Raw genomic sequence first — 15,556 nt, forward strand, 5'->3', positions numbered from 1 at the left:
TTAGTTCCCACTTTCATAACTTTCATATGCTTTTATGATTTCTTTAACCAGATCGTGTCTGACCACATCATGTCTACTTAAATAGACAAAGTCTATTCCCTTAATATCTTTTAATATTTTTTGAACAGTGGCCAGGCCGGATCTTTTTTTACTGGGAAGATCGATTTGGGTTATATCACCTGTAATTACTGCCTTAGAATTAAATCCAATTCTGGTTAAAAACATTTTCATCTGCTCTAAAGTGGTATTTTGAGCTTCATCCAGAATCACAAAAGAATCGTCAAGTGTTCTTCCCCGCATATAAGCCAGGGGAGCAACTTCTATAATATCTTTTTCCTGATATAACTTAGCTTTTTCAGGTCCCAAAATATCATAAAGTGCATCATATAAAGGTCTCAAGTAAGGATCAACCTTTTCCTGCATATCTCCAGGTAAAAAGCCTAAATTTTCTCCTGCTTCAATTGCTGGTCTGGTCAATACTATTCTGTTGATTTCATTATTTAAAAGACTTTTTACCGCCATAACCATTGCCAGATATGTCTTACCTGTTCCAGCTGGACCAATAGAAAAAACAATATCTCTATTTTTTATTGACTCCAAATAAAGTTTTTGCCCCATCGTCTTAGCTTTTATTTTCCGACCTTTATAATTTTCTAATATAACTTCATCATAAATTCTATTTAAATCAACAGCCGGATTTCGTTTTAAAAGCTCAGCTGCATATTTAAGTTTTCGCGGTGATAGTTCCTCATTTTGATCTGTCAATGATAATAATTTTTTTATTATCTTTACAGGATTTTCAAGATCACCATCACTCTTTATTTTTATCTGATTACCTCTGCCGCTGAGCTTTAAGGAAAGTATATCTTCTAAAAGCCTTAAGTTCCGATCATTATGACCGAAAAAGTTTTGGGCAAGCTGATAATCATTAATTTCAATTTTTCTCTCTTTTTGACTCAAATTATAACTCCTCCTTAATACTTTTACTTATTTATTATATCATATTTATTTCTTTAAACAAATTTAGCGAAAAAACTGCAGCCGGAGGGGGGCCACAGTTTTGAAGAAGATTTGATTTTAATCTTTTTTTAAAGCTTTTGGTTTAGATAAGATTTCTTTATAAATAACAGCCTTTTCCACCTCATTGTACTGAGCAAAAATTTCCCCCAGTGAGCTGCTTTTTTTACTGCTGAGTTCTTGTTGATCAGGATTATCCTTTATTAGTTTATCTTTTTTAATTTTAGCATTATCTCTTTTTGAATTTGTTCTCGAACTCTTTAAAATTCTTTCCTTACTTTCAGCCAGGGATTTCTTTTCAGCTTCAGCTATTCTATTTTCAAGCTCATTCTGATCAAAATTTTCTTCAGCTTGAGAGCCTTTCTTTTTAATTTCTTCACCAGCCTGATCAATTGTCAGATCAAAGTTTTTCCTGACAAAATCAAATCCCCTTTTGAAAAATGCTAATATCTGAAAAATAATGAAAAAGAATATTATTAATGTAGGAAGTACAAAAATAAGATCTTCCATATTTCACCTCCGGCATTGATGACAGTTTAAACTATTAGTTTTCATTCTGCTTATCTTTTTCATTTTCTGAAGCTTCGGAAATACTGGTTCTCATTTTTGTATCTGACTCCACATTTTTAAGATTCATATAATCCATTACGCCCAGATTACCTTTTTTAAGAGCTTCGGACATAGCCAGTGGAACTTCTGCCTCAGCTTCAACAACTTTAGCCCGCATTTCCTGGACTCTAGCTTTCATTTCCTGCTCTTCAGCTACTGCCATTGCTCTTCTTTCTTCAGCCTTAGCCTGAGCAATTTCTTTATCTGCTTCTGCCTGATCTGTCTGCAGCTGAGCACCAATGTTTTTACCAACATCAACATCAGCAATATCAATAGATAAAATTTCAAATGCAGTTCCAGAATCCAGTCCTTTATCTAAAACTGTTTTAGAAATCGAATCCGGATTTTCCAGTACTTTTTTATGTGATTCTGCAGAACCTACTGTTGTGACAATACCCTCTCCAACTCGTGCCAGAACTGTTTCTTCTCCAGCTCCACCTACAAGACGATCTATATTTGCTCTAACTGTTACTCTAGCAGTTGCCATCACCTGAATACCGTCCATTGCTACCGCAGTGACAATTGGAGTCTGAATAACTTTCGGATTAACACTCATTTTAACTGCTTCTAAAACATCTCTTCCTGCCAGATCAATTGCTGCAGCTCTCTCAAATGTTAAGTCAATCTCTGCTCTTTGAGCAGCAATTAAAGCATCAACTACTCGGTCAACATTTCCTCCTGCCAGGTAATGAGCTTCTAGTTGATCACTGCTTAAACCCTTACCTGCCTTATGGGATTTAATCATTGGTCCAACAATTGAAGAAGGTACTACTCTTCTTAAACGCATTCCGATTAAATTGAAAAAGCCAACCTTAACTCCGGCAGCCGTTGCCGAAATCCATAAACCAATTGGGATAAAGTAGAAAAACAAAACAAAAAATAATATTAAAGCAACTAAAATTAAAATTGAAAATATTTCCATTATTTATTCCTCCTCTGATGTTTCTCTAACAACAACTCTTGAGCCTGAAACAGAAATAACCTTTACTTTTTTATCTTTTTCTATAAAAGCACCTTCACTAACTGCGTCAATTCTTTTTCCATTAATCTCAATTGTACCTGCCGGACGCAGTTTGGAAAGAGTTTTCGCTTCCTGGTCTAAATAATCTTTTTTAGAGCTTGAAGAATAATAATTTTTGGAACTACTTTCTAAAGATATCCGCTTCCAAAAACGGCTGCTGCCGAACTTCTTAAACATAAATACTGCAATCACCATTGTAAATAAAACTACTGCCAGCAGCACATTTATTGCAATTGTAGTATTGGGAAAAATAAAAAACAAACTAACAAGAACTGCTGCAATCCCACTAATACCTGCAATTCCAAATCCGGGAATTATAAACACTTCTGCCAGAATTAAAATCACACCAATGATAAAGAGAACTACAATCCCAGTCCCAATTGCTCCGGTAAAAATATGACTGGCAAAAAATATCAGTAAGGCTATAATTCCAACAGTTCCTCCCAGAGCAAAGCCGGGAGTCAGCGCTTCAAAAATCAGAGCTGAAAAGGCAATAATTAAAACCAGAGAACTGATATAAGGACTGCTGATAATACCCATTATTTTTTCTAAATTAGTCTTTTCTACTGTCCTAATTTCATTTAGATCAACTTCTCTAATCGCTGCTACATCAGCAAGAGTTGAGGCATTAAAATCTGCCATCTGATATTCCAGCGCCTCTGCTGCAGTCAGAGTTAAAAGTTTATCTTTTGCTATCAGACCTTCAATTTCTATTGCAGCATCAACCATTGCCTCTGCAATTTGAGGATTTTTGTTTCTTCTCTCTGCTGTAGCTGCAAATTCTTTTCTTAAAGCAGAAATATATTTCTCTTCATTAGGCCTTGTCTCAGCAGCTCCAATACTCGCTGAAGGAGAAATGTATAACTCTTCTCCCGCCAGAGCTATTAAGGCTGCAGCAGACCAGGCTCTGCCGCTGACAAAAGTAATTACCTCTACTTCTGATTCTAAAATTCTATCTCTTATTTTTAAAGCAGGGTCTACATAGCCTCCAAGAGAGCTGATTTCTATAATCACAAAATCTACCCCTGCTGCTTCAGCCTGGCTTAGATTTTTATCTATAAAAGCATATTCTGCACTGTTAATTTCTCCATCAAGTCGGATATGAATTACTTCTGCTTCTGCAGCAGAGCTATAAAAAGTAAAAGTTAACATTAATATTAAAAAAATTAAAATTTTTCTTTTCATAATTGAACCTCCAGTATAGAGGAATAAAGAAGGGGAAATCCCCTTCTTTTAAATTCTATTTTAATTTGATATTTAGCTGCTCAATTTTTCTTTAACTTTTTCACTAACCATTGAGCCGTCAGCTCTACCTTTTATTTTAGGCATGATGGCACCCATTACCTGACCCATATCAGACATATTCTCTGCTCCTGTTTCGGAAATAACCTCTTCTACAAGCTGGTCAACTTCTTCTTCTGACATCTGTTCAGGTAAATATTCCTGGAGAATCTCAATTTCTTGATGCAGTTTTTCCATAACATCATCTTTCCCTGACTTTTCAAAATCAGCAAGTGAATCTTTGATTTGTTTAACCTGCTTTGCAATCACAGCTGTTACACCCTGATCATCTAATTCCTCGCCAGTTTCAATCTCTTTATTTTTTATTTCTGACCTGGTCATTCTAATTACAGAAAGTCTGGCCTTATCCTTTGCCTTCATTGCTTTTTTCATATCTTCCAATAGCTGTTCTTTTAATTCACTCATTTTAACATCTCCAATCTATTTTACAGTTAAACGATTATATTTTTTAGAACCCATTTTTAACCTGGAGGCCACTGCAGTTCACGACCACCTAATAAATGGAAGTGAATATGATAAACAGTCTGACCACCTTCATCTCCACAATTACTAACCAGTCTGTAACCTGAATCAGCAATTTCATTTTCTGCTGCCATTTTTTTGGCCACCTGATAAACATGTCCAATTAGATCATTTTCGCTTGCCTCTAAATGGTTTAAATCAGCTATATGTTTTTTAGGAACAATTAATAAATGAACAGGTGCCTGAGGATTAATATCTTCAAAAACTACTACCTGATCATCTTCATAAACAAAATCAGTATCCATCTCACCTGAAGAAATCTTACAGAACAAACAATCTGCCAAGAAAAATCCCTCCTTTTATTTTTTCTAATTTCAATTTTAAAAGAATATCTCAGATTTTTTTAGAAAAAGTGACTATTAACTATATTCGCTTAAAAGAATAATATTCCTGCTAATCTATTATTTTTCCCAGGATATGATGAGAATCAAAAGGCTCTTCCAGCTTAACTTCAACCAGCTCATTTTTTAATTCATCAGGTCCATCAACTAAAACCTTCAGATAGTTATCAGTATATCCTGTTAATAAATCAGTCTGATGATCTCTTACCTCTTCTATTAGGACCTCTCTCTTTTCTCCTAAAAATTCTTTTTGATAATCGAGCATTAACGCTTCATTAATTAACCTTAATTTTTTACTGTACTCAGTCACAATATTCCCATTCAACTGATCCATTCCTGCTGCAGGTGTACCTTCCCTGGCTGAATAAGGAAAAACATGTACTTTAGCAAAACCGATCTCTTTTACTACTTCAACAGTTTGAGCAAATGTTTCTTCTGTTTCACCGGGGAAACCAACTATTACATCTGTAGTTAATGCCAGATCGGGTATTCTCTTTCTGAGTTCAGCCACAGTTTCTTTAAATTCTGCAACAGTATAAGGCCGCTGCATGGCATCCAGAATTTGATCACTACCACTCTGCAGGGGGAGGTGTAAATGGGGGCAGAATATATCTTCTTCTGCAATTAAATCCATCATTCCCTGATCAATTTCGGTGCCTTCAATTGAGCTCAAACGAACTCTTTTTAAACTTTCAATTTCAGTTAAACTCTGCATTAATTCTGTTAAGGCTTTAGAATTCCCATTTTCACTTCCATAAGCCCCCAGATGGGTTCCAGTTAAAATAATTTCTTTTACTCCCTGCTGAGAAAGCTTTCTTATTTCTGCAACCACATCTTCTTTTTTGCGGCTGCGAACAGGCCCTCTCGCATAAGGTATAATACAGTAGCTGCAGAACTGGTTGCAGCCATCTTCAATTTTAACGTTAGCTCTGGTGGTGTTAGAAAGCCGCTTTAAGTTTAATTCCTCATAGTCCCTAAGTTCTTTATATTTTTTTATTTCAGCATCTACATCTCTACCGGCCAGCATCTCTTCCGCTTTGTCCAATATTTCCGCCTTATTATTGCTGCCCATTACAAAATCAATTTCTTCAATCTCACTTACTTCATCCGGAAAAGCCTGAGTATAGCAGCCTACAATTGCCACCAGACTATCTGGAGATCGTCTTTTAGCCCGCCGGGCAATCTGCCTCGTTTTGCGAGCAGCCTCATTAGTTACTGTACAGCTGTTAACTATATACACATCTGCCATTTCGGAAAAATCTACAATCTGATAGCCATTATCTAAAAATATATCAATTACAGCTTCAGTTTCATACTGATTTACTTTACAACCCAGGGTATAAAAAGCTGCCTTTTTAATCATTTTTAATCACCAAGTTCACCTTTCTCATATAAAATTGCTGTCAAAGCAGTAATTCCTGCTGTTTCTGTTCTTAAAATTCTTGGTCCCAGGCTAATAACTTCTGCTTTTAGCTCAGTTTTGAATTTCTCAACTTCTGCTTCCGAAAAGCCGCCTTCCGGACCAATAATCACCAGAATATTTGCTTCCTCACTAACTGGATTATCCCTAAAAAAATTCTTAATTGAATAACTTTTTTCATCTTCCCATAAGATTAAAACATAGTCAAATTTATCCTTTAAATTTTTAAGGTTATCTGAACTATAGAAATCTTTAATTTCTGGAATCACAGCTCTACCTGACTGTTTGGCTGCTGCTTCAGCAACTCTCTGCCAGCGGCTCTGTTTTTTCTCCTTTTTCTTATGATTATATTTTACTATAGTTCTCTTGCTTTCTAAAGGAATTAAACCTGCAAAACCAATTTCTGTTGCTTTCTCTACAATTAAATCCATTTTGCTCTTTTTGGGTAAACCCTGAGCCAGCCAGACTTTAATTCCTGACTCAACTTTAGATTTTTCCTTAGTCAATATTTTAAGTTCTGCTCCATCATCACTAAAGTTAATTATTTCTGCTTCCATATCAAAACCACTACCATCAGAAAGAATAACCCTGTCACCTAGATTAAGGCGCAGGGAATTTTTTAGATGGTTATAGTCATTTCCAGAAATAATTACTCTGCTGTCAATTTCAGTACTCTGATCTATAAAAAATCTATGCATTTTTTTCACTCCACTATTTTAGAGTCTCTCAGATTATAAGTTTAGTAATTTGATTCTATCAATTAATTAGATTACCGTGCTATTAGATATTAATCGCGTCTTTTATTTTTTTTAAAAAGCTTTTATGCTCTGGATTTATTTCTTCACCGCTGATATCAGCAAATTCTGCCAGCAGCTCTTTCTGTTTATTATCTAAATCTTTTGGAATCATAACTTTTACCTTAATATACTGATCACCACGACCATATCCATTAAGATGCTGAATACCTTTGTTTTTAAGTCTAAAAGTTGTACCAGGCTGAGTTCCTTCAGGAATGTCAAACTGAACTTTCCCTTCTAAAGTAGGAACTTTAATCTTATCACCAAGGGTAGCCTGAACAAAACTTATTGGAACCTCACAGTAGAGATCATCACCTTTGCGGTCAAAAATCTTATGCTCCTGGACATCGATTACAATATATAGGTCACCTGCAGGTCCACCTTTTTCTCCTGCCTGGCCTTCCCCGGACATTCTGAGTCTGGTTCCAGTATCTACACCAGCCGGTATGTTAACAGTTAATTTGCGCTGTTTACGAACCTTGCCTGAGCCATTACACTTATGACAGGCTTCTTCAACAATCTTACCATCTCCACCACATTTAGGGCAGGCTCTTGTCTGAGTAAACTGTCCAAATGGTGTCTGCTGGCTGCTGCGCACCTGACCCTGACCATTACATTCCGGACAGGTTTTTACATCTGTTCCAGGTTCAGCACCACTGCCGCCACAGCGGTCACATTCTTCTTCCCGTGGGATTCTGATTTCTTTCTTACCACCGAAAGCAGCTTCTTCAAAAGAAACTTGCAGCCTATACTGCAGATCTGCTCCCCGGCGAGGTCCATTCCGTCTGCGGCCGCCCATGCCGCCGCCAAATCCAAACATATTGAAAAGATCATCAAGTCCACCAAAACCGCCTTGCGCAAAATCATCAAAATTGAAGTCCTGATCATTAATACCTGAATGACCATACTGATCATAACGAGCTCTCTTGTCCGGATCACTTAATATCTCATAAGCCTCAGATATTTCTTTAAACTTATCTGAAGTATCTTTATCCTGATTCATATCAGGATGATATTCTTTGGCAAGCTTACGATAAGCCCGCTTAATTTCTTTTTGATCGGCATCCCGGTCAACACCGAGCAATTCGTAATAATCTTTTTTTGCCATCTTAAAATCACCTCTCTAAAAAGAAAGAGAAAACAGTTATAGGGAGAGGCCTCCTCTCCCTAAACTGACACATCTTTCTCATTACTTACAAATTATAGTTGTGTTATATATTAATTGTCTAATTTACTTTTCTTCGTCTTCATCTACTTCTTCAAAATCTACATCTACTGTATTGTCATCAGCTTGAGAAGCTCCAGCTCCTGGCTGTGGACCTGCCTGACCTGCTCCTGCTTGAGCACCGGCACCTGCAGCTCCTGCTCCAGCCTGAGCTCCTTCTGCCTGTGAATATAATTCAGAACTTAATTCAGTTAGCTCATCAGTTAATGCTTCCATTTTTTCCTTGATTGCTTCAATCTCAGCATCTTCATCCTGCAGAACTTCTTTAAGCTCATCCTTAGCAGCTTCTACTTTTTCTTTGATTGAGTCATCAACCTTATCTCCAGCTTCATCTAAGGTCTTTTCTGTCTGATGAACTAAAGCATCTGCTTCATTGCGAGTTTCAATTTTTTCTACTCGCTTTTTATCTTCTTCAGCATGCTCTTCGGCATCTTTTACCATTTCATCAATCTCTTCTTCAGATAAACCACTTGTTGACTTAATGGTAATTTTCTGCTCATTGCCTGTACCTTTATCTTTAGCAGCTACATGCACAATACCATTTTTATCAATATCAAACTCTACTTCAATCTGAGGTACTCCACGTGGTGCAGGTGGAATATCAGTTAACTGGAAGCGGCCTAAGGTCTTATTATCCTTAGCCATCTTTCTCTCACCCTGCAGAACATGGATATCTACACTTGACTGATTATCAGTCGCGGTAGAGAATATCTTAGACTTGGAAGTAGGAATTGTAGTATTTCTATCAATTAATTTAGTAAATACTCCCCCAAGTGTTTCGATACCGAGAGATAGTGGTGTAACATCTAAGAGTACTACATCATCAACATCTCCAGCTAAAATACCACCCTGAATTGCAGCACCAACAGCTACAACCTCATCAGGGTTGATTCCTTTGTGGGCATCTTTACCGATTAAACCCTTAACTGCTTCCTGAACAGCAGGAATTCTGGTAGATCCACCAACTAATATAACTTCATCTATATCTGATTTATCCATTCCAGCATCTTTTAACGCTTTACGAGCTGGCTCCATAGATTGTTCAATTAAATCACTGATCAGGCTCTCAAACTTAGCTCTTGTTAGATCAATATCTAAGTGTTCAGGTCCTTCATCAGTTTGAGTGATAAATGGTAGATTAATATTAGTCTGTTTTACACTGGAAAGCTCAATCTTAGCTTTTTCGGCAGCATCTTTTAAGCGCTGAAGTGCCATTTTATCTTTCTTTAAATCAATTCCAGTTCTATTTTCAAATTCTTCTGCCAGATAATCTATAATTCTCTGGTCAAAGTCATCTCCACCAAGGTGGTTGTTACCATTTGTAGCAATTACTTCGAATACTCCATCTCCAATATCAAGAATGGAAACATCAAAGGTACCTCCACCAAGATCATAAACTAAGATAGTTTCTTCACCTTTATCATCTAAACCATAAGCTAAAGAAGCAGCTGTAGGCTCATTGATAATTCTTTCTACTTTTAAACCAGCAATTTTACCGGCATCTTTTGTTGCCTGACGCTGAGCATCACTGAAGTATGCAGGAACTGTAATTACAGCTTCCTCAACTTCTTCACCTAAATACTCTTCCGCATCTCTTTTTAACTTCTGCAGAATCATTGCAGAAATCTGCTGAGGATTATATTCTTCCTCATTCAAATTAACTTTATAATCAGAACCCATGTGTCTTTTAATGGAAGCTACTGTCTGATCAGGATTAGTTACAGCCTGACGCTTAGCATGCTCACCAACAATTCTTTCTCCTTTTTTAGAATATGCTACTACAGAAGGAGTAGTTCTAGCACCTTCCTTATTTGGAATAACGGTTGGTTCTCCACCTTCCATTACTGCCACACAGGAATTAGTTGTTCCTAAGTCAATACCAATTACTTTACCCATTTTATATTCCTCCTTATAAAATTGTTATCTAAGTTTTTGATTAATATAAATTTAAATTTGCCAAAAATCTATCTAAAAATTTAAAGCTTTATTTTAACCAGCTACTTTTACCATTGCCGGTCTAATTACTCTATCATCAAGACTGAAGCCTTTCTGAACGACTTCAACCACAGTTCCTTCTTCAAACTCTTCACTTTCAACCCGCATAATCGCCTCATGATACTCCGGGTTGAATTCTTCACCTTCTGCCAGAATTTCTTCAATCCCCTGATCAGCAAAGGTTTTTAAGAGCTGATTATAGATCATTTCAACTCCCTGATAGAATTCATTTTTATTATCCTCTGATTTTAATGCCCGCTCAAAATTATCAATAACAGGCAGCAAACTGGCACAGAGTTTAATTTTACCCCGAGCAGACATTTCAGCCTTTTCTCGCTGACTTCTTTTGCGATAATTAACAAAATCTGCCTGCAGCCTCTGCAGTCGACTTAAAAGATCATCGATTTCAGCATCCATTTCTTCAATTTTTTCGTTTTTTTCTTTTACTTCTTCAATTAGTTCTTCGCGAGAAAGCTCCATCTGAATTCCTTTAAGCTCTTCAGTTTCTTCAGCTTTCTCTTCCTCATTTTCTTCAGCCTGAGAATTTTCATTCTCCTGAGCCTTTTTGGCTACTGTTTCAGTTTTCTCTTTTTCTGTTTCCATTTCAATATTTTCTTTTTCTTTGTCCATAATTATCACCCACTAGCTTTAGAAATTAATTTACCTAAAATATCTGAAATTACATCAACCGATGAAATAACACGCGGATATTCCATACGGGTGGGACCAATAACGCCAATTTTCCCAACTGCTCTATTTGAAATATAATAGGTTGCAACAACCAGTGAGCAGTTTTTAATATCTTCAACTTCATTTTCCTGGCCGATCTTAATTTCAAGATCAGAACCAGACATACTGTTTATAATTTTATTAAGCATTTCTTCCTGGTCCAGCAGTCTAAGCATCTTTTTAACCTTTTCTAAATCATTAAACTCGGGCTGTTCTAAAATATAAGAAGTTCCCCCAAGATAGACTTTAACTCCACCAGGTTCAAATGCACCTTCAAACTCATTATAAAACTGTTTAAATAGGTCAACAGACAAATCAAGTCTTGCCATCAGTTCTTTTTCAACTTCTTTTAGATAATTAGTATCTAAATTAGCAAGTAATTTATTCTCCAGCTTTTCGCTTAAAAATTTATTAAGATAAGAAATTTTGCGTGCAGATAAACTCTGATCAAGGTTAATAATCTTATTATTAACCATCCCTGTATCAGTTACTAAAACTAAAAGCAGGGAGTTATCTGCCAGCTGCATTATCTCAACCTTTTTTAAACGACTGACCTGACTTTTGGGCTCACTAACCATAGCAGTATAATGAGTCATATTGGAAAGCATTTTTGCCATACCAGAAATTATATCCTGTACATCCTGAAGATCCTGATATAAATTCTCTATATTTTCTATTACTCCAGGAACTTCATTTTTTTCTCTGCTGACAAGCTGATCAACATAATAGCGATAACCTTTATCAGAAGGCACTCGACCAGCAGATGTATGAGGCTGTTCTAAATAACCTAAATCTTCTAGATCAGCCATTTCATTTCTGATAGTTGCAGGACTTACATCCAGACTATATTTTTTTGCAAGTGTCCTTGAGCCAATCGGAGATGCAGAAATTATGTGTTCCTGAATGATGGCCTGCAGTATTCGCTTTTTTCTCGGATCTAATTCTTCAACCATCATTTCTCACCTCTTTTTTTAGCACTCAATTAAGGAGAGTGCTAACAGCTAATAATAAAATAACATATTGATTTTTTTTTGTCAAATTTTAATTGGAATTAATCAAGCAGAAATTTTAAGAAAACTTCGTTTGCTAATTCTTTTCCCCGCTCTGTTAAATAAATTCTCTCATTTCCTTCCTTTATTAGCTGCTTTGATTTCAATTCTTCAATCTCCTCTTTAAAAACTTTTTTAACTCCAACTTTAAATTGACGATAAAATTTATGATAAAATAATCCCTGGGCCGTTCTTAAGGCCAGAAAAGAATATTCGGCCATCTTTTCTTTTGGCTCAAGACAGTTTAAAGTCCTAATTTTTGATTCAATATTAGGGGTAAACAGATTTGAATTATCTGCTGCTCCCTCACTTATCAATTCTTTAAAACTTCTTTTTTGGGGATTATAATGATCTAAATATTGATTGAGATCAGCAATATTCTGGGATCTGCAGCTGCCGTCGAAAGCTGCTGCCCCTGGTCCAAGAGCTAAATAAGGTTCAAATAACCAGTAAAGATAGTTGTGTCGGGCCCTATAACCTCTCTGAGAAAAATTAGAAATTTCATAGTGCTGATAATCAGCAGCTTTTAAGCTATCTACAGCCAGCTCATACATCTCTGCATCCAGCTCCTCCGAGGGTAACTTTAGTTCACCACTGTGATAACGCTTATAAAAAGGTGTGTTTTCGTGGATCTCAAGATTATATAATGAAATATGAGGTGGTTTAAAACTAAGCATAGTCTCTAAATCATCAGCAAATTCATTTAAGCTCTGTCCCGGCAGAGCAAAAATCAAATCAGCACTGTAATTATCAAAATATTGATCTATCAAAGTTAAAATTTCTTTGTTCTTCTCTGAACTGCTTTTTCGTCCCAAAAAATCTAAGTGCTGGTCATTAAAACTTTGAATTCCAACGCTCAATCTGTTAACCCCGGCTCTTTTTAAGCCAATAATCTTTTCTTCATTAATTGAAGCAGGATTAACCTCCACTGTAATTTCAGCAGTCGGAATAAGCTTAAATTTTTTCTTAATTTTTTTTATCAGTTCTCTGATATAAAAAGGTTCTACTAATGAAGGAGTTCCTCCCCCAATATATATTGTCTGCAGTAAATTATTATTTACTTTTTGAGATAATTCTTCTAATTCCATAAAAAGGGCGAACCAGTAAAGGTCCACCCTCTGTTTGGAGTATTTAACTGAATAAAAATCACAGTAAGGACATTTGCTGCTGCAGAAAGGGAGGTGAATATATAAAGCATTGGCTAAACTAAAATTTAAATTAGGCATTTTCATCCCTTTCTAAAACTGTCATAAATGCTTCCTGAGGAATCTCTACACTTCCAACCTGTTTCATTCGCTTTTTACCTTCTTTTTGCTTTTCTAATAATTTTCTTTTACGGCTGACATCTCCACCATAACATTTCTGCAGTACATTTTTCCGCATCGCTGGAATATTTACTCGAGCAATAATTTTTCCACCGACTGCAGCTTGAATTGGAACTTTAAACATATGGCGGGGAATAACTTCTTTTAATCTTCTTACAAGGGCATTTCCCTGCTGATATGAGTTCTCATCATGAACAATTGTAGAAAGCGCATCAACAACTTCTTTATTAACGAGAATGTCAAGTTTAACTAGTTTAGACTCTTTATAGCCTTCTAATTCATAATCTAAGGTTGCATAACCTCTTGTTTTCGATTTTAACTGATTAAAAAAGTCAGTTATAATTTCACTCAAGGGCATTTCATATTTTAAGGTAACCCGATCCTGATCTATATACTGCATATCTTTAAATTCACCGCGATTATCCTGACAGAGTTCCATTGCCTGACCAACATATTCTTCCGGCAGGTGAATTTCAGCAGTCACAAAAGGTTCTTTTATCTTATCAATTTCACTCTGTTCTGGAAAAGCAGCTGGATTTTCTATTCTCAGCTCTTCCCCGTTCTTTTTAATAATCTGATATTCCACACTGGGAGCAGTAATCACCAGATCAAGATCATATTCTCTCTCCAGTCTTTCCTGAATAACCTCCATGTGCAGCAGCCCTAAAAATCCACAGCGGAAGCCGAATCCTAAAGCTTCAGATGTTTCTGGTTCGAAGGTGAAAGAGGCGTCATTTAACTGCAGTTTTTCTAAAGCTTCTTTTAAAACCTCATAATCGGCATTATCAGTCGGATAAAGACCACTAAATACCATCGGTTGAACCTTCTGATAACCAGGAAGTGCTTTAGCAGCAGGGTTATTTTTTAAAGTGATTGTGTCTCCCACCCGGCAGTTTCTAACATCTTTAATCCCGGAGATAATATAACCAACTTCTCCAGAGCTTAACTCATCTTTTTTCTGCATGGCAGGACTAAAAAATCCAACCTCATCAACCTCATAGCTTTTCTGATTGGACATCAATAAAATTTTATCACCTTTTTTTACTGAGCCTTCCATAACTCTAACATAGGCAATTACCCCCTGATAGGAGTCATAGAGTGTATCAAAGACTAAAGCTTTTAAAGGCTGGTTTTCTCCATTATGAGGAGCTGGAACCCGCTCAATAATTGCCTCCAGTATCTGATCAATATTTGTCCCTTCTTTAGCACTGGCTAAGATTGCTTCATCCGGATCAATACCAATATCCAAAAGCTGTTCTTTGACCCGCTGAGGGTTAGCTGATGGTAAATCAATTTTATTAATAACTGGAATAATTTCTAAATCATGCTCTAAGGCCAGATAAATATTAGCCATTGTCTGAGCTTCTACTCCCTGAGCAGCATCAATTACTAAAAGAGCTCCTTCACAGGCGGCAAGGCTTCTTGATACCTCATAAGCAAAATCAACATGACCCGGTGTATCAATTAAATTAAGTTCATAGCCCTGATGTTCAATAGTCACCGCCTGAGCCTTAATTGTAATTCCTCTTTCTCTTTCTAAATCCATTTTATCTAATACCTGTTCCTGCATTTTACGATCTGTAATAGTTCCTGTATATTCTAACATACGATCAGCAAGAGTCGATTTCCCGTGATCAATATGAGCTATTATGCAGAAGTTTCTAATTTTATCGGTCTGCAAAAAGACTTCCTCCTTTTAATAAATCATTTTGCTGGACAAAAATTAATATCCACAGCACTTTAATTATATTATACTTAAGCTGATTAATCAATTCTCTTTTTGAACAGCCAGTTGTGTTCAAAATTTTTAAACTCTTTCTGCTCATGGCTTTTTTTGAATTTAACTCTTGCATTTTAGGAAACAACATGTTAAAATTGAAATGTTGCAAATTAAGTCTGAGAGTATAAATACTTACTTTTAAGAGGGGGTGAAGTTAGATGCCTATTATTAAATCTGCTAAGAAAAGAGTTAAGACAACAGAAAAGAAAACTGCTCAAAATCGCGAATGGAAAGATAGATTAAAAAATGCGATTAAGGATATGGAAAAAGCAGTTGAAGCAGGGGACAAAGAAGCTGCTGCAGAACAGTTAAAAGAGACTAAAAAGGTCATCGATAAGGCTGTAACAAGAAATATTATTCATAAGAACAATGCAGCCCGCAAAAAATCCCGCCTCACAAAGATGTATAATAATATGTAATTAAA

15 protein-coding genes are annotated in these 15,556 nt (G+C 36.2%); 1 reads left to right on the top strand and 14 read right to left on the bottom strand.

All coding sequences use genetic code 11. The annotated features are described in order from the left end of the window. From CI949_RS02525 to lepA, 14 genes are all read right to left on the bottom strand, one after another. Complete coding sequence (locus CI949_RS02525) at window positions 1-960, bottom strand: PhoH family protein (protein WP_108138617.1); 960 nt, start codon at window positions 958-960, stop codon at window positions 1-3. A gap of 117 nt (window positions 961-1,077) precedes the next feature. Next, entirely contained in the window at window positions 1,078-1,527 is a 450-nt protein-coding gene (locus tag CI949_RS02530; RefSeq protein ID WP_290762748.1) for a hypothetical protein, read from the bottom strand. Between the two features lie 34 nt (window positions 1,528-1,561). After that, a complete protein-coding gene (floA, locus tag CI949_RS02535) occupies window positions 1,562-2,548 on the bottom strand; it encodes a flotillin-like protein FloA (RefSeq protein WP_108138621.1) in 987 nt (328 codons plus the stop codon). A 3-nt stretch (window positions 2,549-2,551) separates the two neighbouring features. Further along, entirely contained in the window at window positions 2,552-3,832 is a 1,281-nt protein-coding gene (locus CI949_RS02540) for a nodulation protein NfeD (protein WP_290762751.1), read from the bottom strand. A 72-nt stretch (window positions 3,833-3,904) separates the two neighbouring features. After that, a complete protein-coding gene (locus tag CI949_RS02545; protein ID WP_290762752.1) occupies window positions 3,905-4,354 on the bottom strand; it encodes a GatB/YqeY domain-containing protein in 450 nt (149 codons plus the stop codon). A gap of 56 nt (window positions 4,355-4,410) precedes the next feature. Then, window positions 4,411-4,755 (bottom strand): histidine triad nucleotide-binding protein, encoded by a 345-nt coding sequence (locus CI949_RS02550; protein WP_290762754.1) that lies wholly within the window; start codon window positions 4,753-4,755, stop codon window positions 4,411-4,413. Between the two features lie 109 nt (window positions 4,756-4,864). Then, window positions 4,865-6,175 carry a tRNA (N(6)-L-threonylcarbamoyladenosine(37)-C(2))-methylthiotransferase MtaB gene (gene mtaB, locus CI949_RS02555; protein ID WP_290762755.1) on the bottom strand — a complete coding sequence of 437 codons (1,311 nt, stop codon included), beginning with the start codon at window positions 6,173-6,175 and terminating at the stop codon, window positions 4,865-4,867. Between the two features lie 2 nt (window positions 6,176-6,177). Then, window positions 6,178-6,930, bottom strand: coding sequence for a 16S rRNA (uracil(1498)-N(3))-methyltransferase (locus CI949_RS02560; protein WP_290762757.1), 753 nt, complete (start codon window positions 6,928-6,930; stop codon window positions 6,178-6,180). 82 nt (window positions 6,931-7,012) lie between these two features. Continuing rightward, the gene (gene dnaJ / locus CI949_RS02565; RefSeq protein WP_290762758.1) at window positions 7,013-8,137 is read right to left on the bottom strand and encodes a molecular chaperone DnaJ; all 1,125 of its coding nucleotides are present in this window, start codon (window positions 8,135-8,137) and stop codon (window positions 7,013-7,015) included. 123 nt (window positions 8,138-8,260) lie between these two features. Continuing rightward, a complete protein-coding gene (gene dnaK, locus CI949_RS02570; RefSeq protein ID WP_290762760.1) occupies window positions 8,261-10,150 on the bottom strand; it encodes a molecular chaperone DnaK in 1,890 nt (629 codons plus the stop codon). A gap of 93 nt (window positions 10,151-10,243) precedes the next feature. After that, entirely contained in the window at window positions 10,244-10,879 is a 636-nt protein-coding gene (gene grpE, locus CI949_RS02575; RefSeq protein WP_290762762.1) for a nucleotide exchange factor GrpE, read from the bottom strand. Between the two features lie 5 nt (window positions 10,880-10,884). Further along, window positions 10,885-11,934 carry a heat-inducible transcriptional repressor HrcA gene (gene hrcA, locus CI949_RS02580; RefSeq protein WP_290762764.1) on the bottom strand — a complete coding sequence of 350 codons (1,050 nt, stop codon included), beginning with the start codon at window positions 11,932-11,934 and terminating at the stop codon, window positions 10,885-10,887. Window positions 11,935-12,029: 95 nt separating this feature from the next. Continuing rightward, a complete protein-coding gene (hemW, locus tag CI949_RS02585) occupies window positions 12,030-13,253 on the bottom strand; it encodes a radical SAM family heme chaperone HemW (RefSeq protein WP_290762765.1) in 1,224 nt (407 codons plus the stop codon). Then, window positions 13,246-15,033: a translation elongation factor 4 gene (gene lepA / locus CI949_RS02590; protein ID WP_133530331.1), complete on the bottom strand. Its 1,788-nt coding sequence runs from the start codon at window positions 15,031-15,033 to the stop codon at window positions 13,246-13,248. Before lepA ends, hemW begins: the two co-directional genes overlap by 8 nt. 257 nt (window positions 15,034-15,290) lie before the next feature. On the opposite strand from lepA, the gene rpsT reads away from it, so the two are divergent. Next, a complete protein-coding gene (gene rpsT / locus CI949_RS02595) occupies window positions 15,291-15,551 on the top strand; it encodes a 30S ribosomal protein S20 (RefSeq protein ID WP_290762766.1) in 261 nt (86 codons plus the stop codon). Window positions 15,552-15,556: the final 5 nt, after the last annotated feature.

The sequence above is a fragment of the Halanaerobium sp. genome, from assembly GCF_003070835.1.

What these genes read in the sequence shown, in the direction of transcription:
- CI949_RS02530 (WP_290762748.1), bottom strand. Translation starts at nt 1,527, where the DNA reads ATGGAAGATCTTATTTTTGTACTTCCTACATTAATAATATTCTTTTTC.
- floA (WP_108138621.1), bottom strand. Translation starts at nt 2,548, where the DNA reads ATGGAAATATTTTCAATTTTAATTTTAGTTGCTTTAATATTATTTTTT.
- CI949_RS02540 (WP_290762751.1), bottom strand. Translation starts at nt 3,832, where the DNA reads ATGAAAAGAAAAATTTTAATTTTTTTAATATTAATGTTAACTTTTACT.
- CI949_RS02545 (WP_290762752.1), bottom strand. Translation starts at nt 4,354, where the DNA reads ATGAGTGAATTAAAAGAACAGCTATTGGAAGATATGAAAAAAGCAATG.
- mtaB (WP_290762755.1), bottom strand. Translation starts at nt 6,175, where the DNA reads ATGATTAAAAAGGCAGCTTTTTATACCCTGGGTTGTAAAGTAAATCAG.
- CI949_RS02560 (WP_290762757.1), bottom strand. Translation starts at nt 6,930, where the DNA reads ATGCATAGATTTTTTATAGATCAGAGTACTGAAATTGACAGCAGAGTA.
- dnaJ (WP_290762758.1), bottom strand. Translation starts at nt 8,137, where the DNA reads ATGGCAAAAAAAGATTATTACGAATTGCTCGGTGTTGACCGGGATGCC.
- dnaK (WP_290762760.1), bottom strand. Translation starts at nt 10,150, where the DNA reads ATGGGTAAAGTAATTGGTATTGACTTAGGAACAACTAATTCCTGTGTG.
- grpE (WP_290762762.1), bottom strand. Translation starts at nt 10,879, where the DNA reads ATGGACAAAGAAAAAGAAAATATTGAAATGGAAACAGAAAAAGAGAAA.
- hrcA (WP_290762764.1), bottom strand. Translation starts at nt 11,934, where the DNA reads ATGATGGTTGAAGAATTAGATCCGAGAAAAAAGCGAATACTGCAGGCC.
- hemW (WP_290762765.1), bottom strand. Translation starts at nt 13,253, where the DNA reads ATGCCTAATTTAAATTTTAGTTTAGCCAATGCTTTATATATTCACCTC.
- rpsT (WP_290762766.1), top strand. Translation starts at nt 15,291, where the DNA reads ATGCCTATTATTAAATCTGCTAAGAAAAGAGTTAAGACAACAGAAAAG.